Annotated in this window: 24 protein-coding genes and 2 pseudogenes; 14 read left to right on the top strand and 12 right to left on the bottom strand. The window is 39.5% G+C overall.

Going from position 1 to position 26,567, the window contains the following annotated elements; translation table 11 throughout:
* Positions 1–46 precede the first annotated feature (46 nt).
* Together ACMAZF_RS17175 and ACMAZF_RS17170 are read left to right on the top strand one after the other, a co-directional pair.
* Positions 47–169: pseudogene (locus ACMAZF_RS17175) on the top strand (hypothetical protein); the annotation flags it as partial.
* A gap of 12 nt (positions 170–181) precedes the next feature.
* Entirely contained in the window at positions 182–379 is a 198-nt protein-coding gene (locus ACMAZF_RS17170) for a YdeI/OmpD-associated family protein (protein WP_435277269.1), read from the top strand.
* A 32-nt stretch (positions 380–411) separates the two neighbouring features.
* Here ACMAZF_RS17170 and ACMAZF_RS17165 read toward each other — a convergent pair whose 3' ends face one another.
* The 3 genes from ACMAZF_RS17165 to ACMAZF_RS17155 all read right to left on the bottom strand — a co-directional run bounded on the left by ACMAZF_RS17165 (position 412) and on the right by ACMAZF_RS17155 (position 3,004).
* Positions 412–1,221 carry a RecX family transcriptional regulator gene (locus ACMAZF_RS17165; RefSeq protein ID WP_435274954.1) on the bottom strand — a complete coding sequence of 270 codons (810 nt, stop codon included), beginning with the start codon at positions 1,219–1,221 and terminating at the stop codon, positions 412–414.
* Positions 1,222–1,509: 288 nt separating this feature from the next.
* Positions 1,510–2,277, bottom strand: coding sequence for a serine hydrolase domain-containing protein (locus ACMAZF_RS17160; RefSeq protein ID WP_435274953.1), 768 nt, complete (start codon positions 2,275–2,277; stop codon positions 1,510–1,512).
* Between the two features lie 133 nt (positions 2,278–2,410).
* Positions 2,411–3,004 carry a serine hydrolase domain-containing protein gene (locus ACMAZF_RS17155; protein WP_435274952.1) on the bottom strand — a complete coding sequence of 198 codons (594 nt, stop codon included), beginning with the start codon at positions 3,002–3,004 and terminating at the stop codon, positions 2,411–2,413.
* A 236-nt stretch (positions 3,005–3,240) separates the two neighbouring features.
* Between ACMAZF_RS17155 and ACMAZF_RS17150 the strand changes: the two genes are divergently transcribed.
* Positions 3,241–4,095: a DNA ligase gene (locus ACMAZF_RS17150; RefSeq protein WP_435274951.1), complete on the top strand. Its 855-nt coding sequence runs from the start codon at positions 3,241–3,243 to the stop codon at positions 4,093–4,095.
* A 410-nt stretch (positions 4,096–4,505) separates the two neighbouring features.
* Here the strand turns inward: ACMAZF_RS17150 and ACMAZF_RS17145 are convergent, their stop codons facing one another.
* Positions 4,506–5,720 (bottom strand): M56 family metallopeptidase, encoded by a 1,215-nt coding sequence (locus ACMAZF_RS17145; RefSeq protein ID WP_435274950.1) that lies wholly within the window; start codon positions 5,718–5,720, stop codon positions 4,506–4,508.
* Positions 5,713–6,087 (bottom strand): BlaI/MecI/CopY family transcriptional regulator, encoded by a 375-nt coding sequence (locus ACMAZF_RS17140; protein WP_435274949.1) that lies wholly within the window; start codon positions 6,085–6,087, stop codon positions 5,713–5,715. Before ACMAZF_RS17140 ends, ACMAZF_RS17145 begins: the two co-directional genes overlap by 8 nt.
* Positions 6,088–6,215: 128 nt before the next feature.
* On the opposite strand from ACMAZF_RS17140, the pseudogene ACMAZF_RS17135 reads away from it, so the two are divergent.
* The 4 genes and pseudogenes from ACMAZF_RS17135 to ACMAZF_RS17120 all read left to right on the top strand — a co-directional run bounded on the left by ACMAZF_RS17135 (position 6,216) and on the right by ACMAZF_RS17120 (position 10,257).
* Positions 6,216–6,569: pseudogene (locus ACMAZF_RS17135) on the top strand (PH domain-containing protein).
* A gap of 159 nt (positions 6,570–6,728) precedes the next feature.
* Positions 6,729–7,772, top strand: coding sequence for an OmpA family protein (locus tag ACMAZF_RS17130; protein ID WP_435274948.1), 1,044 nt, complete (start codon positions 6,729–6,731; stop codon positions 7,770–7,772).
* Between the two features lie 18 nt (positions 7,773–7,790).
* On the top strand, positions 7,791–9,104 hold the full coding sequence (locus ACMAZF_RS17125) for a hypothetical protein (RefSeq protein WP_435274947.1): 1,314 nt from the start codon (positions 7,791–7,793) through the stop codon (positions 9,102–9,104).
* Between the two features lies 1 nt (position 9,105).
* Positions 9,106–10,257 carry a hypothetical protein gene (locus tag ACMAZF_RS17120; RefSeq protein WP_435274946.1) on the top strand — a complete coding sequence of 384 codons (1,152 nt, stop codon included), beginning with the start codon at positions 9,106–9,108 and terminating at the stop codon, positions 10,255–10,257.
* A gap of 1,153 nt (positions 10,258–11,410) precedes the next feature.
* Here the strand turns inward: ACMAZF_RS17120 and ACMAZF_RS17115 are convergent.
* Complete coding sequence (locus ACMAZF_RS17115; protein WP_435274945.1) at positions 11,411–13,030, bottom strand: RNA polymerase sigma factor; 1,620 nt, start codon at positions 13,028–13,030, stop codon at positions 11,411–11,413.
* A 209-nt stretch (positions 13,031–13,239) separates the two neighbouring features.
* Here ACMAZF_RS17115 and ACMAZF_RS17110 point away from each other — a divergent pair, with 209 nt between their 5' ends.
* Together ACMAZF_RS17110 and ACMAZF_RS17105 are read left to right on the top strand one after the other, a co-directional pair.
* The gene (locus tag ACMAZF_RS17110) at positions 13,240–13,818 is read left to right on the top strand and encodes a CIA30 family protein (protein ID WP_435274944.1); all 579 of its coding nucleotides are present in this window, start codon (positions 13,240–13,242) and stop codon (positions 13,816–13,818) included.
* A gap of 35 nt (positions 13,819–13,853) precedes the next feature.
* On the top strand, positions 13,854–15,083 hold the full coding sequence (locus ACMAZF_RS17105) for an acyltransferase family protein (protein WP_435274943.1): 1,230 nt from the start codon (positions 13,854–13,856) through the stop codon (positions 15,081–15,083).
* A gap of 37 nt (positions 15,084–15,120) precedes the next feature.
* Here ACMAZF_RS17105 and ACMAZF_RS17100 read toward each other — a convergent pair whose 3' ends face one another.
* Positions 15,121–16,026, bottom strand: a complete 906-nt coding sequence (locus tag ACMAZF_RS17100; protein ID WP_435274942.1) for a lipid A deacylase LpxR family protein — start codon at positions 16,024–16,026, stop codon at positions 15,121–15,123.
* A gap of 205 nt (positions 16,027–16,231) precedes the next feature.
* Positions 16,232–16,991, bottom strand: a protein-coding gene (locus tag ACMAZF_RS17095) for an IS5 family transposase (RefSeq protein WP_435274941.1) whose coding sequence is annotated in 2 segments (ribosomal slippage) — positions 16,232–16,927 and positions 16,929–16,991 — 759 coding nt in all. Because the reading frame shifts where the segments join, the coding sequence is not laid out codon by codon here.
* A gap of 284 nt (positions 16,992–17,275) precedes the next feature.
* Between ACMAZF_RS17095 and ACMAZF_RS17090 the strand changes: the two genes are divergently transcribed.
* Both ACMAZF_RS17090 and ACMAZF_RS17085 read left to right on the top strand, forming a co-directional pair.
* Entirely contained in the window at positions 17,276–17,779 is a 504-nt protein-coding gene (locus ACMAZF_RS17090; protein ID WP_435274940.1) for a DUF3016 domain-containing protein, read from the top strand.
* Positions 17,780–17,987: 208 nt separating this feature from the next.
* On the top strand, positions 17,988–18,404 hold the full coding sequence (locus ACMAZF_RS17085) for a hypothetical protein (protein WP_435274939.1): 417 nt from the start codon (positions 17,988–17,990) through the stop codon (positions 18,402–18,404).
* A 42-nt stretch (positions 18,405–18,446) separates the two neighbouring features.
* Here the strand turns inward: ACMAZF_RS17085 and priC are convergent, their stop codons facing one another.
* Positions 18,447–18,779, bottom strand: coding sequence for a primosomal replication protein PriC (gene priC / locus ACMAZF_RS17080; RefSeq protein WP_435274938.1), 333 nt, complete (start codon positions 18,777–18,779; stop codon positions 18,447–18,449).
* Positions 18,780–18,851: 72 nt separating this feature from the next.
* Positions 18,852–19,880, bottom strand: a complete 1,029-nt coding sequence (gene epmB, locus ACMAZF_RS17075; protein ID WP_435274937.1) for an EF-P beta-lysylation protein EpmB — start codon at positions 19,878–19,880, stop codon at positions 18,852–18,854.
* Positions 19,881–20,042: 162 nt separating this feature from the next.
* Between epmB and efp the strand changes: the two genes are divergently transcribed.
* The 3 genes from efp to ACMAZF_RS17060 all read left to right on the top strand — a co-directional run bounded on the left by efp (position 20,043) and on the right by ACMAZF_RS17060 (position 24,191).
* On the top strand, positions 20,043–20,612 hold the full coding sequence (gene efp, locus ACMAZF_RS17070) for an elongation factor P (RefSeq protein ID WP_435274936.1): 570 nt from the start codon (positions 20,043–20,045) through the stop codon (positions 20,610–20,612).
* A gap of 65 nt (positions 20,613–20,677) precedes the next feature.
* A complete protein-coding gene (gene epmA / locus ACMAZF_RS17065) occupies positions 20,678–21,643 on the top strand; it encodes an elongation factor P--(R)-beta-lysine ligase (protein WP_435274935.1) in 966 nt (321 codons plus the stop codon).
* Positions 21,644–21,827: 184 nt separating this feature from the next.
* On the top strand, positions 21,828–24,191 hold the full coding sequence (locus ACMAZF_RS17060) for a sensor domain-containing phosphodiesterase (RefSeq protein WP_435274934.1): 2,364 nt from the start codon (positions 21,828–21,830) through the stop codon (positions 24,189–24,191).
* Between the two features lie 64 nt (positions 24,192–24,255).
* Here the strand turns inward: ACMAZF_RS17060 and ACMAZF_RS17055 are convergent, their stop codons facing one another.
* Together ACMAZF_RS17055 and ACMAZF_RS17050 are read right to left on the bottom strand one after the other, a co-directional pair.
* On the bottom strand, positions 24,256–24,438 hold the full coding sequence (locus ACMAZF_RS17055) for a PA3496 family putative envelope integrity protein (protein WP_435274933.1): 183 nt from the start codon (positions 24,436–24,438) through the stop codon (positions 24,256–24,258).
* Between the two features lie 69 nt (positions 24,439–24,507).
* On the bottom strand, positions 24,508–26,142 hold the full coding sequence (locus ACMAZF_RS17050; RefSeq protein WP_435274932.1) for an IS1634 family transposase: 1,635 nt from the start codon (positions 26,140–26,142) through the stop codon (positions 24,508–24,510).
* Positions 26,143–26,567 lie beyond the last annotated feature (425 nt).

Here is a 26,567-nt window from a genome sequence, read left to right as displayed (position 1 = left end):
CAAGTGGGCAAATATTTAATGCAATTGGTATAAGGTTAGAGCACCGGTAGTGGTTAAGCTTAATGGGTATGAATATCGCAGCACAATATCGCCAATGAAAGGCAAGGTTTTTGTGCCCTTTAGAAAAAGTCATCTAGAAGCTTCTGCCGTCAATGTCGATAATGATGTTGAAATAACCTTGGTGTTTGATGACGCGCCTAGAGAAATTGAAATTCCGGCAATTTTAGCTGAGCGGCTTGCTGAAACTGATGCTGGTTTGAGTAACTGGGAAAAGTTGAGTTATTCCCATAAAAAAGAGTTTGCGATAGCCATTAATGACGCCAAGAAAGAAGAAACGCGATTACGTCGATTGGATAAAATAGTTGTTGAACTTGGCTAATCCTATGATTTAATTGCACTGGCGTTAGGTAACTAATCTGACGCTGGTGAGAGCGTTTCTTTGATCTCATCGCTGGTAAATCCTTTTCGAGATAGATACGCATAAGCTTTTGATTTGTCTTTGAAATCTGTTAAGTCATAACGTTTTTTAGCCAGTTGTTCTTTGCAGCTTTGGTAAAAATCGATGTCACCTGCGAGTTCAAGTTGGTAAAGCGTTTCTTCAAATTCACTAATATCAATCGAGCGTTGCTTAAGCTCGTTACGGATCAGTGTTTGCCCTTTTCCTTTGCGATATAGTTTTATGATCTCGATAGATAGCTCGGCTTTGTCAGCTTTGATGGCCATTTTACTTCGCAAAGAGTCCTGTTCTGGATGCTGGGATAGCGCGTAGTCTATTTGAGCGCGGGAGAAGCCACGGGTATTCATTTGAGCGTATAATTTTTCTCGACAGATCCCATCAAAAGACATGAATCGAGACTGTAATCTATTACTGGCCATTTCATTAAAATCTACCTCTTCTTCATCGATAACCTGCTCAAGGGCTGTCTCAATATCATTAGAAGCAATGCCACGCTTTTTTAATTTACGTTGAATTGCGCTTACACCGGTGTCGTTACTAAAGGCAGATTCGCAAAAACGTATTGCAAACTCGAGATCACTTTTTAAGTATTTGTGTTCAATGAGATGAGCAAGAACCGTTTCTATCCACTCAACATTTTCAGTTTTACGGGTGAGCTTGGTGCGAATTTCGCCAATGGTAAAATCTTGTTGGTTGAGGTGCCAGTAAGCGCTATTAAATACGTTGTCGATACTTTTTGCTTGTTTGAGTGGCGGGCGCTGCATAGATTATGTCTTCTTCTTAATATTCGCAGGACTAGTGTAGCAGAACTGAAGAATCCAAATAATTGTATTTTTTGTAGAGTAGAGCATGAATCATGTTGTGTTGATTCATGCCTGTTACTTTATTTAGAGACTTTAGTGCCCACTTGGCCGTACAGCTTAATTTTGACGATGTTGTTTATTGTTTCAAACTCAGCTTCCACACCTGTATCTTCATGGATGAAATGGTGAGTTGCTTTGTCAGTTGCTGTTAGCGGGTAGTTATCTTTGTTAGGAAAGATAATAGAGATTTTATTGGTGTGCTCGTTGTAAATGACATCTATTTTCCAGTTTTTTTTTGAACTCATATTGACCAATAAAAGACTGTAGGGCAGTTTTATCGACAATTATCTGGTTAAAAAATGTCGCGTTAAGATACGGCCATTGATAGTGCTTTGCTACTGAACGAAGAATATCGCCAGTTAATAATGAGCCATTGTTGGAATTAGTTAGTACAACAGCGCCGTTGCCTGTTGTTACATCTAATACCATCGCGCTTCGATAGCCTTGTGTGCCGCCATAATGAGCAATAGCCAGGTTGTCGCCAGTGGCTAATGTGCGAAACCCGTAAAAATGGTTTTCTATTTCTTGATTAAATAATTCATCTATTACACCTTTAGAAAATACCTTGCTGTTGCCGCGATACCCTTTACCGATTTCAGAAAGAAACAGTGCGAGATCATTGGCATTTGTCCATAATCCGGCGGCTGCTTGTTCGGGGTGATTACGCCATCCGCCTTTTACCGTCGTGCCGTCGTCTTTGTGGCCTTGAGCAATTGATTGATGCTTTTGCGGGTTAACAGGCTGAGTGAAATCTGCCGTTTCCATACCGCTGGGAGTAAATAACCATTGCTGCGTAATTTGTTCAAATGGAAGTTTAAAAATATCTTGCATTGCAAGTTCAGCTAACGTGTATCCTGCACCTGAATATCTTAATTGACTCGCTGGTGGTACAAGTACGGCTAACGCGTCGGAGTTTGTTGGTTTAATACCTCTTACTATGTCTAGAACACTGGGCATCGTTTCACCTTGATCATATCCCCAGTAATACCAATTGCATTAAATACTTGCCCACTTGTACTTGTTAAAATTAACTAAAATGGCGTTGCTCTCAATCCTAATAGCCAGCTATTAGTCAATCGAGCGCCTTGTTTTAGCTGATTTTCTCTACGCACAACAAGATCACGTACTTAATGCAATTGGTATAACCACCTGAGTTAAGGCCAGAAGTATGGTTGAGGATATTTCTAAAAGTGACAGGGTTATCTGATGTTTGTTTGCCTTGAGGTAGTTGAAAATCTGTTAGGTAACTTTGAATGTTCTTATCAAGGTCAATAACCCCTTTTTCAGCCATATTTAATACCCCCATCATGGCGATAGGTTTTGAGATTGACGCTGCTTGAAATACGGTATGACAGTTTGTTGCTGCTGAAGTGTCCGCAGTGGTAACACCATGAGCGGGGCTCCCATCGATTTTATTATACTTAATGACAGCAATAGAAACAGCGCTAATGTTCAATGCTTTCATGCGCTGTTCAATCGAAAACGTTGTGTTGTTAGCATTGATAAATTGAACCTGTTTTCGCAAGTTGTTTAAGGTCGAGTGTTGGTTAGTTGATGACGAATCAGACGTTATACATCCTTCTTCATTTAACGACTTTTGTGATAATTGATTTACTGACGATTGAGCCATTGATTGGCCAAAAGGTAGCAAACATAGCGCTAGTATTTTAAGAGTGTGACTCATTGTTTATTGTCCTTGGTATTTTCATAAATATTAGTAAGGTGTATCGAAACACCTTACTGGAGTGCCTTTCAAATACATGCCCAAACGGGGAAAAAAGATGAAGGAGTTGTGATTTATGGAAAATATCGATTAAAACAGAAGGCCAGAATGAAATTACTGCTTCTGAATATTTCATTACTGTTGTTTACCGTCATCTATACTCAAATGCATCTTCAAAAAACTACGGAGAAAAATGCATGAGGTATACCATTAAAATCAGTGTTTTTATTGTATGTATTTTGTTATCGAGTTTAGGTTTGGCGTTAGAAAAACTGCCGCATAAACCCGATATTCAATTAGCGAGTCGTTATCAAACGAATATCGTTGTTAGTGATTATCTTGTGAGTGAAAAACTCGATGGTGTTAGAGCACGTTGGAATGGACACCATTTAATTACACGAGGAGGACATATTATTAACGCGCCAATTTGGTTTACAGACGGGTTCCCTAAACAGGCTCTTGATGGTGAGTTGTGGATTGCTAGAAATCGATTTGATGAAGTGTCTGCAATTGTTCGTCGCAACATGGCAGATGAAATTAAATGGAAATCGGTGACCTTTCAGGTTTTTGATTTGCCTGAATCTTCAAGAGTATTTTCTGAACGCTATGGCCTATTGCAGCGGATTATCAAAGATAGCTCTTCTCCCTTTTTATCCCTAATCGAGCAAAAAAAGCTGCTCAATAAACGCCAGCTGCATCTATGGCTAGATGAGATTGAAGCCAAACAAGGTGAAGGCCTTATGCTGCACCATAAACAAGCGACTTATCAGCACAAGCGCAGTAAGAGGTTATTAAAACTAAAGAAAGTATATGACGCAGAAGCACGTGTTATTGCACACATTGAAGGTCGAGGAAAATATCAAGGAATGCTTGGCGCTATGTTGATGGAAACGAGCAGTGGTATTCAGTTTAAATTGGGCTCAGGGCTGAGTGATGAACTCAGGCAGAACCCACCACCGATTGGCTCTCTGGTTACCTATCAGTATTATGGTCTTACCAAAAAAGGGAAGCCGCGTTTCGCCAGTTTTTTACGAGTACGAGCTCTGCATTAAAAGATTGCTATTATGAATAGCCCGACGATATTAGGGTCTGTTGATCTTTTGAGTTCATTTTTACAGCAATTTGTTTGAGGTTTCTACAAGGCAGAGCCTATGTTGTGTAGCTGGCTCGATAATAGCTCCTGCATTATCCTAATGAGCTACATCCCTGTAGCAATACACGAATAGGCGAAAACGCCGTATAAATAACAAACAAATGCTGTCCGTAGGATTCACCTAAAAGTATTTTGTGCCGCGTTATTCGTCATTCACTGGGGTAAACCCAGCATCAATCCTCATGCCTCGCCCACAGGGATGTGGGTGCTTATGCTCAGTCTGGAACAATGAACATGTGCCCACAATCCTTTTGGATGGAACAAAATTTGAACTGCAAAGATCAACAGACCCTAATCGGGCTAATTATTCTATTGGGTAACGTCGATTTTTTCGATGTCATCCATCAGATTTAATGGCTTTTTACTGTTGTCATCGAGCTGAAAATCAAGTTGGACATGAGCGTCTTTTGTGCCATTCGCACTTGCTTTGTATTTCCATTGTTTTAATGCACGGCGACTTTCTTTATCAAAAATACCTTCAGGTACCGATTTCACAACTGAAATATTCATCACGTTACCCGCAGGCATAATATCAAATTTTAAAACCACGGAACCGGCAATACCGCCTTTTGCAGCCGCAATTGGATAACGTGGTTGAATACGAATTTCTGGTTTCGCTGATTCGGTTGCACCTTTTGGTGTTGGTGGATTCGCAAACGCAATACTTGTCATAAATAGCCCAGCAAATAGACCCGCAATGAGTTGAGCTGGACGATTCACAGTACTGTGATCTTTTAGCATATTGATTCGTTTAAACATAATATTCCTTTGAGTGTAGTTGGTATCGATACATAGACGATGTTGGGCACTTTGAGCGCAATGAACCAAGGCTTTGCTATATTCAAGGCGGTCGTTAGTGCTTTTTTGTTGTAATACATAACTGTCACAAGCAATTTCCTGACTTTTTCGAAAATTGCGGTAACCCAACCAAACCAATGGATTAAACCAACAGCAGCTTAAGATTATCATTGCTAATAGATTCATTAGGTTATCTTTACGGCTGTAATGGCACAGTTCGTGTTGGATAATTAGCTGTTGCTGTTTGCGGTTGTAGAGCCGGTTAAAATCACTCGGTAACACGAGCTTTGGCGTTAGTACGCCAATGAGCATTGGCCCTGAGACTTCTGCGTTGTGAAAAGCGTGTAGTGATTTAGGCAATGAAATAGGCAACTGCTCTTGCTTAATCGCTATTAAATCGAGTTTAAAGCGATTTCGAAATGTTGAATGAATGCTTGCTAACGCGACGATTATTGCACCAAAAGCCCACATTAATTGCCACGTAATAATCTCGCCCATTTGCGCACTTTGTGAATTTAAACTCACAATATAGCGGCTAATTTGGCTGTCGTTGCCAATTGCCAGATACGAAGAGAAAGAATTGACTGCAATGGCAATAGGGATCATTAACCACAGCAAATAGCTCATTGCGCCACCGAGATATTTACTGGTATGTCGTTCGTTGAACATCAGTAAAATAACGACGACACTCAATAACCATTGCTGTGATAAAATCCAACTAGCCATTGTCTTTTTCCCATTGATTTATAAGTTCTTTTAATTCACTAATATCGTCTTTTGTCAGTTCATCACTTTTAACAAAGTGGGATACTAATGGGCTTAAACGGCCACTAAACATGCGCTCGATTAAGCTTTTGCTTTCTTTAAATGTATATTCGTCGCGAGCAAATAGCGGAGAATAAAAATAACTACGCTGAACCTTTTCAAAGTTTATGGCTTCTTTTTTCACCATGCGATTGAGAAGAGTCTTTACGGTTTTTTCGTGCCAAGGCTTAGTTTCATTCAAGCGCTCAATGATCTGTTGAGCACTTGCAGGGTGACCTTGCCAAATGGCTTCGAGCACTTCAAATTCTGTTTTACTAATTTCTGTCATGACATTCTTAATTAAGTTGGATTAAATATTGATTACAATTGTAGTCTTAACTATTACATCTGTAATTTTGTTTTGCAAATGTTTTTCGCTAATGTGCTTCATTTACTCAATAATGAATAGGGAATGAGATGATAGATTTTAACAATAAAGGATTCTTTAAGCTTAAAAGTAACCCTGAATATGCTGAAAAAGTTAGCGAACTTTTGCTGCATGATGAAGACATTGTCGATGCGTATAAATCAATGCGCGATGGTGTGGTGTTTACCAATAAACGTATTATCGCAGTTAACGGGCAGTAAAAAATATTTTACGTCACTGACCGATAAAACATTTTAGTCTATTCAGTAGAAACTACTGGTATCTTTGATTTCAATGTTGAGTTAGAAATCTATTTTTCTGAAATAGGCAGTGTGATATCTACGTTTTTTGGCCAAATTAAGATCTTGGAAATATCGAAGGCCATCGCAGAGTTTTTGTTGTAAAAGCTGCCGTAAGAAAAATTCGTAAATTCTGCAGATTAAAATTCAAAACACATATTGATGTTAAACAGCTTAATAAGGTAAATTAGCTCTCTTACGAAGTGCTATGGATATCCTTTTATTTCATAGTGATAGTCAATATTTTTAGGGGGCTGTTTTATTATGGAAGTTCGCTTTACCAAGCTTACATCTATGCTTATCGCTATTGCGTTGCTCAGCGCTTGTAGTTCGACCCACGATAGAAGTAGTGTAAATCAGCCAACCGAATCAAATCAATCGGAATCAATTGATACACCAGTGCAAGTGTCGCAGCGCGATCCATTCGCTTTTGAGAAACAAGATCTTAACAAAGTGCAATTACTTGAAAATAAAGCTCTAAAGCTCGCTGTTAGCGAAAATAAAATTAAATCTAGTCATGTCGACCAAGCCATGTCCCTCACTAAGGATAAAGTAAAAATTGCGCGATACACCTTTGGATTTAATAACCCTATTTACGTCACCGATTTTAAGAACGCACTGTTATTTGATCACAATAAATCTGTCATTAATCGCAAAGACGTTGGAGCCTTGCGCAGTTTTGCTCATGTCTATGATTCGCAGGCACTTGGTAAATACTTGTATGTAGTGGGACACACAGATTCAGATGGCAGTGAAAATTATAATTATAGTTTGAGTACAAGACGCGCTCAGGCGGTTGTTGATACATTGATTGCCGGCGGTATTTCTTCGAATAAGCTCAAAGTTATTCCTGCCGGTGAGCACATACCTAAGGTCTCTAATAAAACCCGCAGTGGCAAGAAAACCAATCGCCGCGTTGAAGTGATTTCTTCGGACAGTCGCGCATTGATTGAGTCGTATCTGAGACAAATTAAGTGTCCCGCTAACGAGCAATGTAGTCGTAAATTGTTAAACATTTACGATGTGCGCGTGGTTAATAGAGAAGCCGAATTAGATATTGATAAGGTGTCTCATATTGCAACGTTTTCTCCAGAAATAAATCAATTACCTGAACTGCACAAAGCCTTGTTATCAGGCTCTGCAGCGCAAGAAAAGAAACTACTCAATATGAATGATCAACGCAAATTGATGGAGATGGGACATTCTAAACGTGGTTTCAGCATCAAGCGCCAAATTCGACCTGTGCTTCGTCTTATTCAAGACAGACGCAAAGGATTTACCATTCCCAATGGATACATCATTAAATAATAATTAGTAAGGACCCTTATGGAAGACTTAAAACGTTCAATAGAACAACTCATTAATGAGTCGCCTGTTGACGAAGCAACTAAGCATCACGATAAAACTCATATCGCGCATTTAGTTCAAGAAGATGTTGAAGAAGCTAAAACGTCGGGCGTTTTACACACGGACAAAAATTATCGTACCCATCGTATTGAAGAAGCCGCTATCGGCAGTATTAAAGAGCGCATAGGACGCTGGGCAAATAAGCGTAATGATGTGGTTTTACAGACTAAAGGAATGATTGCCAAACAATCAAATTCTGAGCTAGACATTAAAAAACGTCAGCTCATTGAAGAAATGGAAGACGCTAAGGCAAAGGCAACAGATACCTATATCCGTGACAATAACTATTCCGATCTTAAAGCAAATTTTGAAGGCACTAAACGTCGTTACGAAGATATGCGTGCTGAGCTAGGTGGCAAGCCGCCAGTGGCTAGTCGCATGTGGTTATACATTATCGCGATTTTATTTATCGGGTGCATTGAGTGGTTTGTAAACTATTCAACTTTTAATTTTAAATATCCACCGGGAATCGCATTTGGTGCAACAATTATTGTCGCTCTATCGATCGCAACAGCGTCACACTTCCACGGTGGTTTACTCAAACAGCGTCTTGCGTTATTTGCTAATCACCGCACTAAAGCTGAAAAACGACAAGTCATTATCAAGCAATGTGTGTTTTCATTACTATTAGTGTTTGCGCTAGTGCTTGTGACTTATACCCGTTACGATATTTTGATGGCAAATACCCTTGATGCTGGTGGCGTTACTCTACCGGGACAGGAAGAAGAAACTGAATCTATTGCAGGAGTGTTAACTCAGTTTGTATTACTCAATTTATTAGTGTGGATTGTCGGTATGGCAATATCGTATTTCATTCACGATCCACGCCCAGACTATCAAGAAGCGCTTAAAGATTACGAAAAAGCGAAAGGTAAGTTTCACAAAGCTGACACTGGCTTACAAGAAGAAGTAGAGCGAATTGGCAATGAATTTGAAGATAAGCTCAAGCGATTAACTAATTCGTTAAACTCGCATCAGCAAGACATTAAGGAGCTCAATACCGAGTTAGAGCGTTTAGCGGCAAAAGAAACGAGTTTGATTTCCCAAGCAACGCATTCCATCAACAATATGCTAGAAAAGCACCACGCGATGGTGATCACCGAGTTTAACAGTACTGGATTACAAGAGATAACTGTTGGCCCTGACGCGTTAGCGGTTGATGATTACAAAAAACTAAACATTTCAGTAGATGCTGAATTTATTCGCAGAACACTTGCTCTAGAGGTTATTTAATATGTTTAAAAGAATTATCATCGCTGCTGCGTTATTTCCCGCGTTAGCATCTGCCAATACCTTATTGAAAACGACGAATCTAGATAAGTATTGTCAAACTAATCCAGGCGATCGCCAGACTGTTATCTATTTAGATCAAAACATTATCGCGTCGAAGGATCCTAACTGGTACAAAGACATTGTTAACAAAGTTGATTACCGCCCTGGTGAGAAAATTCAGTTTGTTAATATTAACAATGGCGGCTCAACCGTAGAGCTAATTTGGGAAACTTGTCATCCGTCGTTTACTGCAGAGCAATACAAAAAAGCGCGCGCTAATGAAGGTATGGGTTCGATTTTTATGGGAGGCATCGACGATACACTGAAAGAAGACAAGAAGTTCTTTAAAAAGCAATTCATGCGTGCGTTGGCACACCCGCTGCAAAAAACACGTCATGAAATGGCACCATCATATAGCAAGGCTGATTTTCCACGTAAGAAATTGGTTGAAGCCATCTATTATGATGCCAAGCGTCTTGATATCGATGATGTATTTAGTCGCGTTATTGTATTTTCAGACATGATCGAAAATAGTGAACTCTTTAACCTCACTACTTTTGATCCTATGGAAGCGGCTAAGAGTGTAGCAAAGCGTTATCCAATGTTTCTCAATTACGCTAACTTCCAGATCTATGGGATTAATTACACGAATTCAGAAACAAAAATAAACGAAAATATTCGAGATTTTTGGAAGCAGTATTTACTGTTGTCTGGTGCTTACGTTGAGCAATACGGTGCACAACTGGCAGTAGAGGAAGACTCAAAAACGTGGCAATTTTCCAAATACAAAGGTCACGTGACTGTGGGCAACGTGAAGGGCGCGTCAGAGTTTAGATTTGTGATTGGCGATGATAATAAGTTGCGTCACGGCTGGTTAGAAATTGCTGATCTATATCTACCTGTCACAGGTGAGATTCGTTGTTCAGGTAAAAATTGCAGTATTGATGCGGAGATCTTAGCATCGTCAAATAGAGATGCGTTTAGAAAGAAAGACGTGCTGCGTATTAAAGGCACCAATTCAAAATATAAGGGCTACGTTGGTGGTAAAGATGAGTCGGTTATTGATGCTCAAGGTAACACCTATCAGCATTCTATTTCACTGACTCAATTTTAATACGTCACTAAAGTATTAATGGAATAGCTATATCTTTTTGATATGGCTTTTTTTGAGTATTATTAGGATCTGATGATCTTTAGTTAAGGTGTTTGCAATGAATTTTTAGGAATTTATACAAGGCCGCCCCTTCGACGTTTAATGGGCTGGGTTCGAGGGTGATAGCGCTGTAGAAATCACGAAAAAACACTGTCCTTCGGATGCAATTACAATACATTTTCACTGTGTAATTCGTTGCTCATCTATGACTGCGTGGATGCAGGCAATAAAGCGACTCAGGAAACAAAACCGAGTACACTTTCTTTAAATCCCTTGCGTCACCTAAGAATATTCCTAATAGGTACGGAATTGTTTACTTATTTTATCGCTTTTCTGTACTCAATGACAAACTCGCGAAGACCTCGATGAAAGGTTCGTTATGGTAACTTTTCAAAGCACTTATTTGGCTAAGTGTTATTTGGGGTTGTGGCGATCAATGTGTCTTTGTAATTGAATCACAGCGGCCAGCTATTCAGCTGGGAGGTCATGACTGTCAATAGATGCACTGAGGAATTATTTAGTGAATGAAAAACTCGATGGGGTGAGGGCGCGTTTGGTTGGAAAAGCTCGTAAATCTCTGCGAACATATTATTAATGTGCTTCATTGGTTTGCCAATGACTTTCGCAGTGTAGCATTAGGCAGTGAATTGTGGATTAAGCACAATGCGTTTGATGAAGTCTCTGTTATCGCCCATCTTAAAAAAAACCACACGATTAACAATGGAGATGCATCAAATTTCCCCTATTTTATCTACCATTGTCAGCTTGGCTATTCACTCAGCGCTATCAGGAATTATCTATACTATTTCCTGTTTTAATTTCTCCGCATATTAAGTTAATGCCACACAAGAGAATCGTTAGTCGTGATGCACTATTGTTATGGCTATACAATGTTGTGGATTTAGGCGATGAAGGAGTGTTGCTGTACCATCAAAAAGCTTTGTATCAGCACAAGCGCAGGCAACACTTGTTAAAGCTTTAAAAGCGCTATGAGATCGAAGTGCATCACGAAACTCCGCCAGCAATTGGCAGCTTAGTAACTTATCAAGATTTAAGAAAGAAACTAACAAACGGTGTTTCGCTCGCTATTCTCGAATACGGAATCAGACTCTTGTTACTCGCGTAAGTGCTTTCTTACTTTTCTGGCATACCAAGCAGATGGAATAATCACTAAAGCGCTAATGCTGGCGAGTAGCCATGGCAAACTAATATTGAGTGAATTGAGATTAATGATTTGGCCTGCCAGTTCGTTATTGACTTGTTCACCATAAGCGATGTAACCAATAGCTGCATCGTTAGCAATGGAAAAACCATTGCTAAAAGCACTTTCCCAGCCCAATGAAGAGAGAGAAGCATACGCTTTGTAACCAATTGCACAAGCGCCAAATGCCAATACACCTATAGCTGCGGCGCTCAGGCTAACGACGCCAAAACCAACGCCGCCGATAGTCACTAATCCAATTGAAACGATACCTACACTAATAGGCGCGATAGCGATGCCGCCCCAAGCAAAGAGTAATCCATGTGCGTGACTGCCACCTGCAATCCAGCCAAAAGCTGGCTTATCTCCCGGCTCTAACGATCCCAGTTGAAAGTGAAAAAGCGGTATACCAAATAACGTAAAACGAGATTTGTATTCCCGTTGAGTTGACTCTTGTTGATCAACGGAGCGAGAAAAGGCTTCAGGTTCAAAGATTCGTTCTTGAGCGCGTAATTGACGGACAGCATTAAACATCCGCGGTACTAAGAGTACGTAACTTAAGATAAATGCAATAACAATAATTTGTGAAATGACTGTGTAAATGAGCGCATTGTCGGGATCGGCTAGGGTGATATATTTGAGTGAAAAGACCCCAGCAACAAAGACGATTGCAAAGCTAATAAATAACGCAGCACTCTTAATCGCAAGTGTTCTTTCCCGCACTGTCCGTGCCTGATCAAGGCTCGCTCTGAGACCAAAGAACGAACTAATGAGTCCAGAAAATGAGGCTAACACTGCCAATACAGTCGTAATATTCACAAGTAATCCGCCTTTTATAGCGCCAGCACTGGCTCCCATAGCGGCAATTTTCGTTGGTGGGGCTATTTCACTAACGGCACTCATGACCGTTAGTGTAAAGGCAATACTCGGTTTGCTCTCTTTTAATCCATTTTCAACAAGCTCTGTCATGGCATTAGTGAGTAATTTACGACCACGAGATAAGCGTTGTTTTACGGTATCTTGCGATAGGTCGAGTTCTTGAGCTACGCGCTTAACGGACTGCTGTTCGCGATAAAATAAAATGAGTGGTTGGCGGTAGGTTTCTTCGATGCCATCAAGTGTTTTCCAAAGCAATGTTTGATGTTGCTCGCTTATTGCATTGTCTTCGAGCTCAGCGCTTACTGCTTGATTGGTGTTTTGTTCATTGAGTTCACTGCTGTTGCGTGTGGCTTGATTTTTCTCTTTTCGAAAATAACGGCTGACTTTAAAACGCAATATGCCACATAACCATGATTTAAGCTTTTGAGGATCATGTAATGTATCGAGTTTTTTCCATGCTTCAACAAAGGCTTCCTGAGCAATGTCTTCGCTATGTTTAATATCACCGACTGAAGAATAGGCGAGTGAGCATAATAATGTCTGATAGCGACTAACTATATGACAAAAGGCATCGCGGTTTCCGCCGAGTGATTGCATGACTAGATTGGCATCGGCTGAGTCTGCGGCAATTGGGGACTGTTTAAAAATACTCATAGGTCACTGCTCTCAAAGTTAATACTAGTATGTGCCTTTTATCGCTAAAAAGGTGACAAATTTTTTATTTAATTATTTTTGTCACCTTTGTTTTTCAGGTCGGCACTTATACCCATTACCATTGAAGATGCTGAAATCATGCACTTTCATTGGCAATGGGTACATAAGTTAATGTCACAACGGCAGATTGATTAATTTGGAGCAATAAAATGATGAATATGAAAAAACTAATGTTAGCACTTTCACTTACTGCAACGACTTCAGTTGTTATAGCACAAGAGAATACCTTGATGATTGATGGATTTGACCATCAAAAGCAAACGAATATAGGCATTGAAAGAGTATATATAACGGATGTAGCTGCAGGGGGCGGCACGCAAGCTAATTCAACTATCAAAGAAGGTGTTATTCACTTAAAAGGCGATATTTTACCACCGCGCGGACAACCAGGTTGGTCGAGTTTGGTATTACCCCTAGCTGCAATGGGGCAGGCGTTTGACGCGAGCAAGTTTGATGGCATTCGTTTAACACTAAAAATTAGTAAAGGCAGTTTTTCTATTTCTGCAAACAGCAGTGAGGTGACGAATTTTGACTATCATGCGGCGCCAATTATGGCTAAAGCCGATAATACATTTCACACCATTGATATTCCGTTTGAGTCGATGAAAAGAGCTTGGTCTCAGCAAACTACATTAAACAAGAAAACGCTCAATAGCTTGAGTATTGTTGCCTATGGCTTGCAAAAATCGTCTTTTGATTTTGAAGTTGATACCGTTAGTTTTTATTAGCCCCTACACATAACTAGCTTAAGAGGCGTTGATTCATGCAAGGTATAAAACTAAGTGGTGCTCGATTAGATTATCTAGATGGTGTGCGGGCTTTTGCATTGATATTGGGCATTGTATTTCATGCCAGTTTATCGTTTATGCCGATATTCATTGGCTGGGCAGTAATGGATATAAATACCAGTAGTAACATTGGTGCATTTGTCGTTGTTAGTCATTCATTTAGAATGGAACTGTTTTTCTTGATTGCAGGTTATTTGAGTTGTTTAAGTGCGTCAAAACACGGTGTTAAGCACTTTTTAAAATCGCGATTAATACGCATCGGTATTCCTTTTGTTGTTGGATGGATATTATTACGGCCACTGATTATTTCTGGCTGGACCATGGGCGGTCAAAGCATGAGTGGTGATGTTGATATTTGGGCTGGTCTGATAAGCGGACTGGATAGTTTTAATGGTCAGGATGTTCTCGTCGGAACTCACCTGTGGTTTTTATATTATCTACTTATCATTTCAGCCTCATTGTTGTCATTACGTTGTTTAATTGCTGCCAATGACCGTATTAATGCGATTGTTACTAGTCGTGCAGATAAGCTAATTAATTCGTTGGCGAAAACACCATTTTTTAAAATGTTGTTAGTACTCCCGGTTACTGGATGTTTATGGTTCATGAACAGCTGGGGCGTTGATACGCCGGATAAATCACTATGGCCAATGTGGCCAGTGTTTTTTCTTTACGGTGGATTTTTTTGTTTTGGTTGGCTGCTTGCACAAACAAAGGAGAATTTGGATAGGTTAACGAGCTTTAGCTGGTGGTTAGTGACTGTGTGTATTATTTCTATCGTTACTGTGCTTATGTTGTCACGGTTTGAAATGCAAGGCGCTCATGATTATTATGCGTGGATAAAACTAGGCTATTTATTCAGTTATGCGTTGATGATGTGTAGTTTAATATCTTTAACAATTTCAGTTTTTAGAGCTGTAATGTCAAAAAGTACAGCTGTTATTCGCTATCTCGCTGATGCATCATATTGGCTTTATTTGATTCATTTACCAGTCGTGGTGTGGTTACAAATAGCAGTCGCTGAATTATCTTGGCATTGGAGTTTAAAATGGGGAGCGATTTGTACATTGACGATAATACTGTCACTACTTATTTATGATTTGCTTGTTAGAGCCACCTTTGTTGGCGCATTACTTAATAGTAAACGCCAAGCTTCTACAATAATAACCCGAGCTCAGGCTATTATATTTTCCAAGAAAAGCTAATGGTGCCAAATTCCGTTAAGTCAGCGAGGGCTTGTTCTTACTCGCTGTCTTCTAATATGTTGAAGTCATTGATAGCAAAAGTAATGGAGATGTCATGCCACGTATATGCAAATCCAGTTGTTAGGCTGACATACTGGCTTTGATAATCGATAGATCGCGAGTCTCGATATGTGTTGCCGTCAATCGCAATATGATTCAACATATAACCAACGCGAGAGCCTAAGAAGAAATACCAACCATCTACTGCAATCGGATTCGAAATCCTAGCGGCAGACAATAATGTTGTCGCATGAGATTTATCGAGATTGTTACCATAGCGCAGGAAAGTGCCAACATCTAACGCTGTTTCGATGGTGCCGAGTGGCGCTCTGCCATTCACTAGTACATCAAAATTGTTATCTTGTGTGTGCCAAACGCGATAACTTCTGGCGCGGCTTAATTCAAATACCACCTCATTTTTTATTTGAGTATCCCAACCTTGCGGCTCATTGGCGCCAAGAATCTTATGAACAAAAGTTTGTACTTCTTCACCCAATGCCATGGGACCGACAACACCAAGTGTGGTGGTAGCCAGATCCGCATAGTCTGGAGTGACGGTGATATAACTATTAGACATCGCTAGAATGGCCGAATAGGGTAATTCATTTGAGTCTGGATTTTCTATTTTAATATCGCTTGGCGTATTAAGTGATTGACCAAATGAATAGGCGTTTGCTGTTAGAGTAAAATTGTCTTGTGGCATGCTCCACATGAGCGACGAAACCCAAAAATCATTGTCTGGCGTTTTTGAAGGCTTTTCATTCACTTCAAATGTTGAAACGAATAATCCATTTGAATAACCACTATCGTTACCGACAAAGGCGTCATTATCGATGGTGATCGAAATCCATTTTTCCTTGTTAGTTGTCGATGCATCGACTGTAAATAGAGAGTGTTTGAGCAACGAGTAATGATAATAACAAAATAGCTTTCATAAGAGACCTTGCCGGATAATGGTGCTGGTTTATATACCCAAGCTACATGAAGATGCTCGATTTCAGCAAGTCGAGAAGCGTGCCAAATACTAGGCATAAGATGTGTCGTTAAGTCATTCCCGATAACTGCTCCTGCGTTATCCTAATGTTCTGTTGATCTTTTGAGTTCATAATTTATACACTCATGGATAACCAAATCATACTGCATCCTAAGGCGACTGTGCTTTCATAATTTACTTGCAGCTTGTCATATCTTGTCGCAATACCTCGATATTGTTTTAGGCGAGTAAAAACATTGTCAACTAAGTGGCAGTATTTGTATAAACACCAGTCTATATCAGTATTCCCAACCTTTGAATTTTGTTTTCTCGGGATAACGGGTAATGATAATTTATCCCTAATTTGTTCTCTAATAGTTTCACTGTCATATCCTTTATCAGCAATAATGTACCCACAACTTGGTAGTAAATCGATAAGGTTTATCGCTTCTTTACTATCATCAACCTCACCACCTGTTAGGGTAAATTCAATGGGCAATCCATAACTATCAACCGCCATGTGAATTTTTGTTGTATTTACAGCCACACTTTTACCAATGGATTGAGTGTTGTCGGTGGCCGCACCAGCGCAATGCTGGTGTGCTTTAACAATGGTGCCATCAATAAATACCCATTCGAGATCGGGGTCATTTTTCAATGCCCTAAATACTGAGACCAAAATACCTTTCTTAGACCAGAGATTAAATCGCCGATAAATAGCGCTCCAATCACCGAAGTAATCAGGTATATCACGCCATGGGCCGCCTGTTCGCATCCTATAAAGAATTCCCTCAAACGCTTTTCTGTGGTCACATTTTTGATAAACACGACCCTGTAAAAATCATAAGATTAGATAGCTTTTTCCACTGTTCATTTGATAGCATTGTTCGCGGCATAGTTTCTTTGGTGTTTTTGTTTTTGGAGAAATTATTATACCAAGTTACTATGCTGTTCAAAAACTAGGCTTAAAAGTTCAACACGCCCTAATCTATAAGTTGTGGGGGATTAATTTAAATTGAATGATGTGTGAGCAGCTCAAAAGTATTTAAGCTGATATTCAGTGGAACTTTTGTATTATTTGTCGCTCTATCCTAGAGCCATTTGAGTTTAGTAACGTAAAATTCATCGTTATTAGCCAGCAACTCAACGACGTAAACCACAAAATTTAAGGAGGCATAATATGATTAAGCCTTTAGTGACCGGATTAGTGTTGTGTTCAACATTAATATTTAATCAAGCTCAGGCAAGTGAAAATGATGATCCTGTGTCGATCGATTGGATCAAGCCAGAAAAATTTCGTGATGTAGATAGTGCTAATAGCAACAAAAAACGTTACCGTGCAAGGGTCATTAAAGATCTTGAAAGCTATATGCAGCAACAACTCCCTAAGTTCCTCAATACCGGTGAGTCTATCACGCTTAAGATTTATGATTTAGATCTTGCTGGAGACATCAGGCCTATGATGGGCGCCGGAAACGATATTCGAGTTGTCAAAAGTATTTACCCGCCCATGATTGATATTCAATACTCGCTGGTGGATCAACAAGGAAAAGTCATTAAAGAACAAAGAAAACGCTTCAGAGATATTGCGTTTAATATGGGCTCACCAATGACAGCGTCTAAATTCTTAGGTTATGAAAAAGCGATGTTAAAGAAGTGGATGCGTAATGAATTAGCACATTAAATTTCTATCTGCTTCCAATTTATTGACGGCAACAATGACCATTGTTGCCGTTTTTTGTTTTTTGACATGCTAAAAAATTAATTAAGCTGTTGATCTTTTTGGATCTAAATAATTCGATATAAGTTGGCATTGCATTTGCTTTATTAAAAATATCTATAACTTGTCAGTGTGAAGTCCATTTTCTGACACATGAACCAAGGATATTATTATGTTTAAAAGTGAAATTGCAGCAAACGCTCGCGCTAGTGTAGAAACAGATCAAATGGTTTTAAACAGCTTAGGCCTAGAGCACGAAGGTCATGTTCAATATATGGTTATCAAAAGTGAATTCTCAGGTGAAGAAATTTACTGCGCGTTAGCTGGTGGGGAGATTATTGATAACGATATCAATTTAACGCCGGTTGGTACTGGTGCATATGAAGCACTTGATTCTATTCCTGGTGAAGAAATTGCACTATACGCTTTGAGCGAAGATGACGACGTATTAGCACAACAAATTCCTGGCATTATGGGACAGCATAAAACAGGCGATCGTATTTGTTTTATTAGCGATACGTTAGTAGAGCGCCAATCACAAATTATGGCGGCATTCGCGATGGATAATGCTGGCCAACAAGCTGCTTAACGCGATATGCCAGTTGGTTCAACTGGCATATAAGCCTGATGTTTAAGAAGCGTCAGGTTTAGCTTTTAGGTTACTTTTAAACACTTGTAGCAGCTGCAATTGGATTTCAATTTTTGAAACTAGCGGCTGCACATTTGCTGATACATCATCTGGATTACCTTGTTGCAGCGCGACAAGATCATGTCCTAATTCTTCTGCATATGGCGTAAAGCGGTTAGCTTTAGTCGTAAAGCCTTGTTGCTCATCAAAAATAGCGGCAAATTTTGCCATGTCTTGTTGACGTAGCTCATCAATCTTTTTGTCCGCGTCAATCGACTGGCGGTAAATTAAACGAATATTTTCTGTTAGCGCTTCAAATAACGATGTGTGTGACATAACGATCTCAGTGATAATTACAATTTGAGCGCATTATAGCGCAGCGACTTTTTGACGCTAGTGAAAAGTCTGCTAATTGGGCATCAATCCTAAATCAATTGGTGTTTTGTGGGCTTCCCCACCTATTTCGCGCACTAACTTTGGTACGAGAAAACCAGGAAGTTGTCGGTAAAGTTGATGCATTAAGTTGATCGCTGATTTCTCAGGAACATCAAAATGTACCGCGCCATTTACTTTGTCGAGTAGGTGTAAGTAATAAGGCATGATACCCGCAGCGAATAATTTCTCATTTAATGTAATCTGACTCGATTCATCATCATTAATATCTTTAAGTAATACGGCTTGATTTAATAAAGTTACATTAGCCGCTTTTAACGATTGCGCCATTGTTGCTACTTCGGTATCAATCTCATTACCGTGATTGATATGCATCACCATAATTACATTGAAAGGAGCCGTTTTAAGGGCATTTAATAGCTCATCAGTTATCCGCGACGGAATAACGACGGGTAAACGTGTATGAATTCGCAATCTAGTGATATTAGGATTAGTTGATAACGACTCTATTAACCGGATTATATGATTGTCATTAGCCATCAGCGGGTCGCCGCCAGAAAGGATCACTTCATTAATTTTTGGATGCGCGCTGATGTAATCAAGTGCTTCGTTAATGCCTTGTTGATTAACGCTGTTGTCTTGATACGGAAAGTGACGTCTAAAGCAATAGCGGCAATTGACGGCACAGGCTGTTCTAAGCATGAGTAATACACGGTTATCGTATTTGTGTAATAGCCCTGGAACGGGTGTATCTTGTTCCTCTAAAGGATCATCACTAAACCCTGCTTGCGTAATAAATTCGTCACTGGATGTCATGACCTGTTTTAACAGAGGATCATTAATATCACCTTGCACCATGCGATTGGCAAATGGTACTGGTACTCTCACTGGGAAAAGTTTACGGGCCTTAAAAGAAGCTTGGTATTCTGTGGGATCAATCGCTAAGTATTGCAATAGCTTTTCGGGATCAGTAAAGACTTGCCCCAGCTCTTTTTGCCAAGAACTTTGATGTGGAATGATATTTTGAACGACTATCTGCGGCATTTGTTTTTAGATTGGCAATTAATCAGGTAGAATCGGCTGATTAAAAATTTAATGATGAGTGGACTATAGCAATTATTAGAATTGGCTGTAAGGTAGTCTCCACTTTTTAAGATAAATAATACTGAAAATGAGCACTGCGCTCAGAAAAATAATGAGGAAGTCATGGCTACAGTTAGCACGAATGAATTTAAAAATGGTTTAAAGTTAATGTTTGAAGGTGAGCCAAGCACAATCATCGAGAACGAAACCGTAAAACCAGGTAAAGGCCAAGCTTTCAACCGCGTAAAAATTCGTAAATTAATTACTGGTAAAGTATTAGAAAAGACAATCAAGTCTGGTGAGTCTTTTGAAGTTGCTGACGTGATGGAATGTGATCTTTCTTACCTTTACAACGATGGTGAGTTTTGGCACTTCATGAACAATGAATCATTTGAGCAAATTGTTGCTGACGCTAAAGCGGTTGGCGATGCAACTAAATGGTTAGTTGAGCAAGACGAATGTATCATTACGTTGTTCAACGGAAACCCAATCATCGTTACACCACCGAACTTTGTAGAGTTAGAAGTGACTGAAACAGATCCTGGTTTAAAAGGCGATACAGCAGGTACTGGTGGTAAACCAGCAACGCTTAGCACTGGCGCTGTAGTTCGCGTTCCGCTATTTATTCAAATTGGCGAAGTGTTAAAAGTTGATACTCGTACTGGTGAATATGTTTCTCGCGTAAGCAAGTAATTCTTATTGCCCTATAAACCCGATTAAGCGAAAGCTTAATCGGGTTTTTTTATGAGGAAAATACTATGCAATGGCAACCTAGTGCATCAATAGCGACGTTAAAAAATCGTGCAAAAATTATAGCGAAAATTCGCGAATTCTTTGAAAAGCGACAAGTGATGGAAGTTGAAACGCCGACATTATCACAAGCTACAGTCACCGATGTTCACTTGCATACGTTTGACACAACATTTGTTGGGCCAGGGTTTGCTGATGGTAAGCAGTTGTACATGCAAACGTCACCTGAATTTCACATGAAACGATTGTTGTGCGCTGGAAGTGGTGCCATTTATCAAATGAGTAAAGCGTTTCGCAATGAAGAATCGGGACGTCACCATAATCCAGAATTTACGATGCTTGAATGGTATCAACCAAACTATGATCACATGACACTGATTGATGAGGTTGATGAGTTATTACAAGCAGTGTTGAGCACACAGCAATGTGAAATCATTTCCTATCAGCATTTGTTTATACAACATCTTGAACTTGATCCCTTGAGCGCTGACATTGAAGTGATAAGAAAAGTCGCTCTATCCTATGACTTTGGTGATTTTGTTGCAACGGAGTCCAATAAAGATACTTTATTGCAGTGCTTGTTTTGCTTTGTCATTGAACCCAAAATAGGTTTGGAAAAACCTATTGCCGTGTACAACTTTCCTGCATCACAAGCAGCCTTAGCTCAACTTGAACATGCTGATAAACGAGTCGCTCGTCGCTTTGAATTTTATTATCAAGGCATAGAATTAGCGAATGGATTCCATGAGCTTCAAGATGCAAACGAGCAATTGGGGAGATTCAAGCAAGATAATAAAGAACGGCTGAAAGAGGGGCTTACTGAACAACCCATTGATTATCGATTAATCGAAGCATTGGCACACGGATTGCCTAATTGTGCAGGTGTTGCGCTGGGAATTGATCGATTAATTATGTTGGCGTTACAGCAAAAGCACATTCGAGATGTTATTAGTTTTGATGTGTCACGAAGTTAGTAATTTGCTGGTATGGTCTCTTTGTCCTTGCCATGAGCGTAACAAATTAGTACTAATGTCATAAGGTACTCAGTTCTTAAGACTAAAGTTTAGGTGTGTTGCCGTCATGCAATGGCAATATTCTTATATAATACTGCAACGGTTTTCAATTTATAGTGACTGAGCAATCGTGGAGAACATATTGATGAGTAATAGTAAAATAGCGTCGATGAAAGATAGGGCACGTAGTACTGCCGTATCTGATCTCAAGTTATTAGATACGTTACCTGAAGAACGATTCGATCGAATTGTTCGGTTAGCTATGGCATTAATGGAGATGCCATACGCCTTTGTTAACTTAGTTGATAAAGAACGTATTTGGGCTAAATCTACCCACGATAATGTGCCGTATGAAAGTACTCGTGATCAGTCTATTTGTAATTTTGCTATTCGAAACACATTACCGACAGTTATTGAAGACACCTTATTAGATGAGAACGTTCATCATCTCAATTATGTCGTAAACTCGCCTAAATTTCGTTGTTATGTTGGGGTTCCGCTTACCTATAACGGTGAGGTTGTTGGCGCCTTGTGTACGTTGGATACAAAGCCAGACAAGGTTTCTGCTCAAAAGATTCAGCTATTAAGTGATTTGGCAAAAATTGTAGAAAATGAATTTCTTAATGTGCAACTCGAACAAGAGTCTCATGGACTACGTGCTCAGAAAAAAGCGTGGCGTGATTTATCAAATAAATTGCAAAGTAGAGACCAATTGAGTGGTTTACGTAGTCATGCATTGGAGTTAGTAGCAAATGGAACGCCGCTGAAATCGACCTTTCATGAAATGATTGAAGGTGTTGAACGTGAATTTCCAGACATGATTTGTAGCATTTTACTGTTAGATGAAATTGGTGAAAAGGTTACACGTTGCTATGGGCCATCATTACCTGATGTTTATAATAAAGCACTTATTGGCTTAGAAATTGGGCATGGTGTCGGTTCATGTGGAACCGCTGCTGCGCTAGCAGAGCGAGTCATAGTGAGTGATATTTTTTCACATGCATACTGGGCTAACTTTTTACCGCTAGCAGAACAAGCACAAGTCAAAGCATGTTGGTCTGAACCTATACTAGCCAGTGATGGGCAAGTGTTAGGTACCTTTGCTATTTATCATAGAGAGATCCGTAAACCTCAGGAAATTGAATTTCGTTTGATTGAGCAGTCGGCTCATTTAGCATCAATTGCCATCGAGCGCGATCGCGCCAATAAGCTGATATGGCAACAAGCAAACTATGACGCATTAACTTGCCTTCCCAATCGTGAATTAAGTGCCGTTCATATCAACGTGGCTATTAGTAATGCCCAACGCAATCAGCAATCTTTTGCATTGATGTTTCTAGATTTAGATAGATTTAAAGAAGTTAATGACACACTTGGACATGATGCCGGTGATTTACTATTAATTGAAGCATCAAAACGCATTCAGTCATGCGTGAGGGCAAGTGATTCTGTTGCGCGTTTAGGCGGCGATGAGTTTGTTGTTTTACTTAATAATGTTGAAGGCCAACAAGGTGTTGAGAAGATCGCAAGCCATATACTGCAGGTGTTAACAAAAGGATTTAAGTTAAAGTCAGACATTGCCCATATATCGGCAAGTATTGGTGTTACGTTTTTCCCACAAGACGGACTCACACTTGATGTATTGATGAAGAATGCCGACCAAGCAATGTATCAAGCAAAAGAGTCTGGGCGAGATCGTTTTAGCTATTTTACTCAAGAAATGAGAGAAGAAGCGAATGAACGCCATATATTAAGTGAAGACTTACGCCGTGCTATAAAAAATGATGAACTGGTCTTATATTATCAACCTATTGTCGATTTAACGACTGGAAAAATTATCGTCGCTGAAGCGTTAGTGCGGTGGTTACACCCGACAAGAGGGATGTTGTACCCAGAAGACTTTATTGCGCTAAGTGATGACCGCGGGTTAATTTTTCCGTTAACGCAGTGGGTTATTAACCAAGCAAGTAAACAATCACTTGAATGGGTTCAGCTGCATAATCATTCTTTTAAAGTTAGTGTTAACACATCGCTACGTCAATACACTGATAATGGACGTCATAGTGAACAGTGGTTAGTCGATCTTGAGAAAAACGAAACAAATGTTCAGCATCTTATTTTTGAAGTAAGTGAGCAGTTGTTAGTTGAGCCTTCTCCACTCGTGATATCTAAAATAGCGCGTTTAAAAAAGCTTGGCATTGAGTTAGCCATTGATGATTTTGGTACAGGGTATTCATCACTAATCCACATAAAAAAACTAGGTGTTGATTACCTTAAAATTGACAAGCAGTTTATTGCCAACATAACCGCATCTGATGACGGAAAAGTATTGTACGAAGCCATTATCGCAATGACTAATAAATTGGGTACTAAAGTTGTTTCAGAAGGAATTGAGCAGCCACAGCAATTGAAAATCTTACAAGAGTTTGGCTGTGAATTGGGACAAGGGTACTATCTTGCTTATCCATTAACAGCTAAGGCACTGACAGAGCGACTTGCTCAGCAGTAGCTGACAAGCTAGAAGTTTACTTGACCCTGTTAACCCAAGTTTGTTACTTGGGTTTAATTGAAATCTAATCGTGATCCCATTCTTCTTCAATTAAACGGCGTAATTCTCGCTGTTCATTGATTTCATCTATCCTTGCTCTAACCGCACGTCGCTTAGCGACATTTGAACGTTTACGTGGTGATTCAGTAACTTCAAACGCTGAGTCATAAATAATATCTTGAGCTTGGTCTTCGGTGATATCACGCATAACTTCCTCACTATCTATTTACAATTTTTCTTACAGTGAATATAAGTCTAGCAGACATTGATCAGACCCCTAGGTAACTTTTTCTATTTTATAAAGATGCCTAGCATGTCCGCCGATGAGATTTATGATCTTGGCTCTAAGCTCATTAAAACCGTCTAAATATATTTTCTGGTAGTGATAGTCGGCTCCTTCCTGAATCAAATTTATCCCTTCAAAACATTGAAATACCCAACGTAAGGTCGGTGTTTCAGTCGGTTTATTAATTTGATTTGGAATGCTTGCCTGTATCTTTGCCATGTTGCTACGCATACGCCGTTGGGCGATGGAATAAACTAGTAATGAAAGTGTCATAATCATCAGCAGAGCGTCGATTCTACTGGGCTTTTTTATAAAAAGTGATGAGACGAAAAAGAGCGGATCTTTTAAGAATCTAAACCCTCGTTCCACAGCTGATTGCGCCTTATAATGCGCTAATATTTTTTCTGCTGAAAGCTCTTTTTCGTCAATATTTGTCGCTAATACGAAGCAGGATTTTTGCTCGATAGCATATTTTATTGCCTCAGCTTTATCCTCACTTGCCGCCGTTATTTGCCATTCAAGACTCTTTACTTTGGCATCCTTTTTCGGGCGGCCTTTACCTTCATAAACCTTATGTGCTGTGCATTCGATGTTGGTGAGTCGATGATATTTCAGCTTTTTATCAATCTTCAGCAGCGCTCGTCTAGCATCATTCTCACAGGCAAAACGCTGCGCTTGTATATGAAATAGCTCCTTCTCTAATTGTTTATGTGCGCGCTCAACCTGCCTAGCCACTGATTTTTCAGCACGACTATTCGCCGCTGCCGAGTACATAACAATCCAGCGTTGGTCTATATCCATATGCTCAACGTGGTATACCCTATATTTGTAATTGTCGTCGATTGATGTCCATTTCGCCGATTCTAATGCGCGTGAAATTAACTCTTTTTCAAGCAATATTGTCGAAGGTATAAGTGTAATGAACAGCAATTGAGCCAAGAATTCTGCATTTTTGCTGTGATAGAGTTTGCAGTCTGCAACAAGGTAACGCGGCGCTTTGCTTTTTTTAAATTCGCTAACAAGTGCTTTTGATCTTTCTTTAAACACCGCGGTATCGGCACTGTTACCGTCCCAGTTCTTACAGGCCAGTGGCACACCACCATCCTGGCTGACGATTATTTCCTGCACGACTTGTTTTAAATCAGGACGATGAGCTTTGCTGTGGCCATGAGTGATTTTAATGACATTTTCATCACAGCCATCTTCATCATAAGCGTACTCACCAGTAAGAGAGTGACTCGTTGTATCTAGTGAGTTGAACGTCAAGTCGACATTTTCTAGTTCACAAGCTTGATGCGCCACCATTGAGAATAAATTTTCACATCCAAAATCAAAGCATTGGTCAAGTGTACGACCTAATTTATGTCGATTAAAATGGCTTGCTTCCACACCTTCACGAAAGAGATGTTCGAGCGGTAAATTGTCGAAAAACTGAGGACTTAAGGATAAAGGACGATTAGCAAAACCAAGTCCATTCATGATCATGCCTTTAACGGCCTCACCAGGCGTGATTTCTTGCTTATCATCTTGAGGTAGATACTGATCTAAAAGAGAAACTATTTGTAAGTCATCGATAACACCAGCAACGATCCCATGATGATCTAACCGTTTGATCTTTATATTCATATGCACCTCAAAAATTAAGGTACCATCTTATCAAATTACTGATCTCACCGGAGGGAATTTAAATGGAAATTTTCAAATTTTGTCTGATCAATGTCTGGTCTAGACAAAGAATATGACTAATTCGTTACACATGTTTTTTACGAAGTGACGACTTTAAAAAAAGCAAAAAAAAACCGAGACCATGTTAATAACAATGACTCGGTACAAGGAAATATAACTTAAGGAAATAACTAACTACATATATTTAGTCAGTGGTTATTAGATAAAGTTCACCTTTTTTTCATTAAAATTTCTTTAATGAATTTTTGACAAAAAAAACCGAGCCATTTTATAAAAAGGCTCGGTACAAGGAAATATAACTTAAGGAGATAACTAACTACATACTGTTAGTCAGCAGCTATTAGATAAAGTTCACCTTTTTTTCA

Source organism: Psychrobium sp. nBUS_13 (assembly GCF_051201665.1).
GTDB lineage: Bacteria > Pseudomonadota > Gammaproteobacteria > Enterobacterales > Psychrobiaceae > Psychrobium.
The sequence above is the reverse complement of the archived record's forward strand: the minus strand, read 5'-3'. Positions and strand labels throughout refer to the sequence as shown.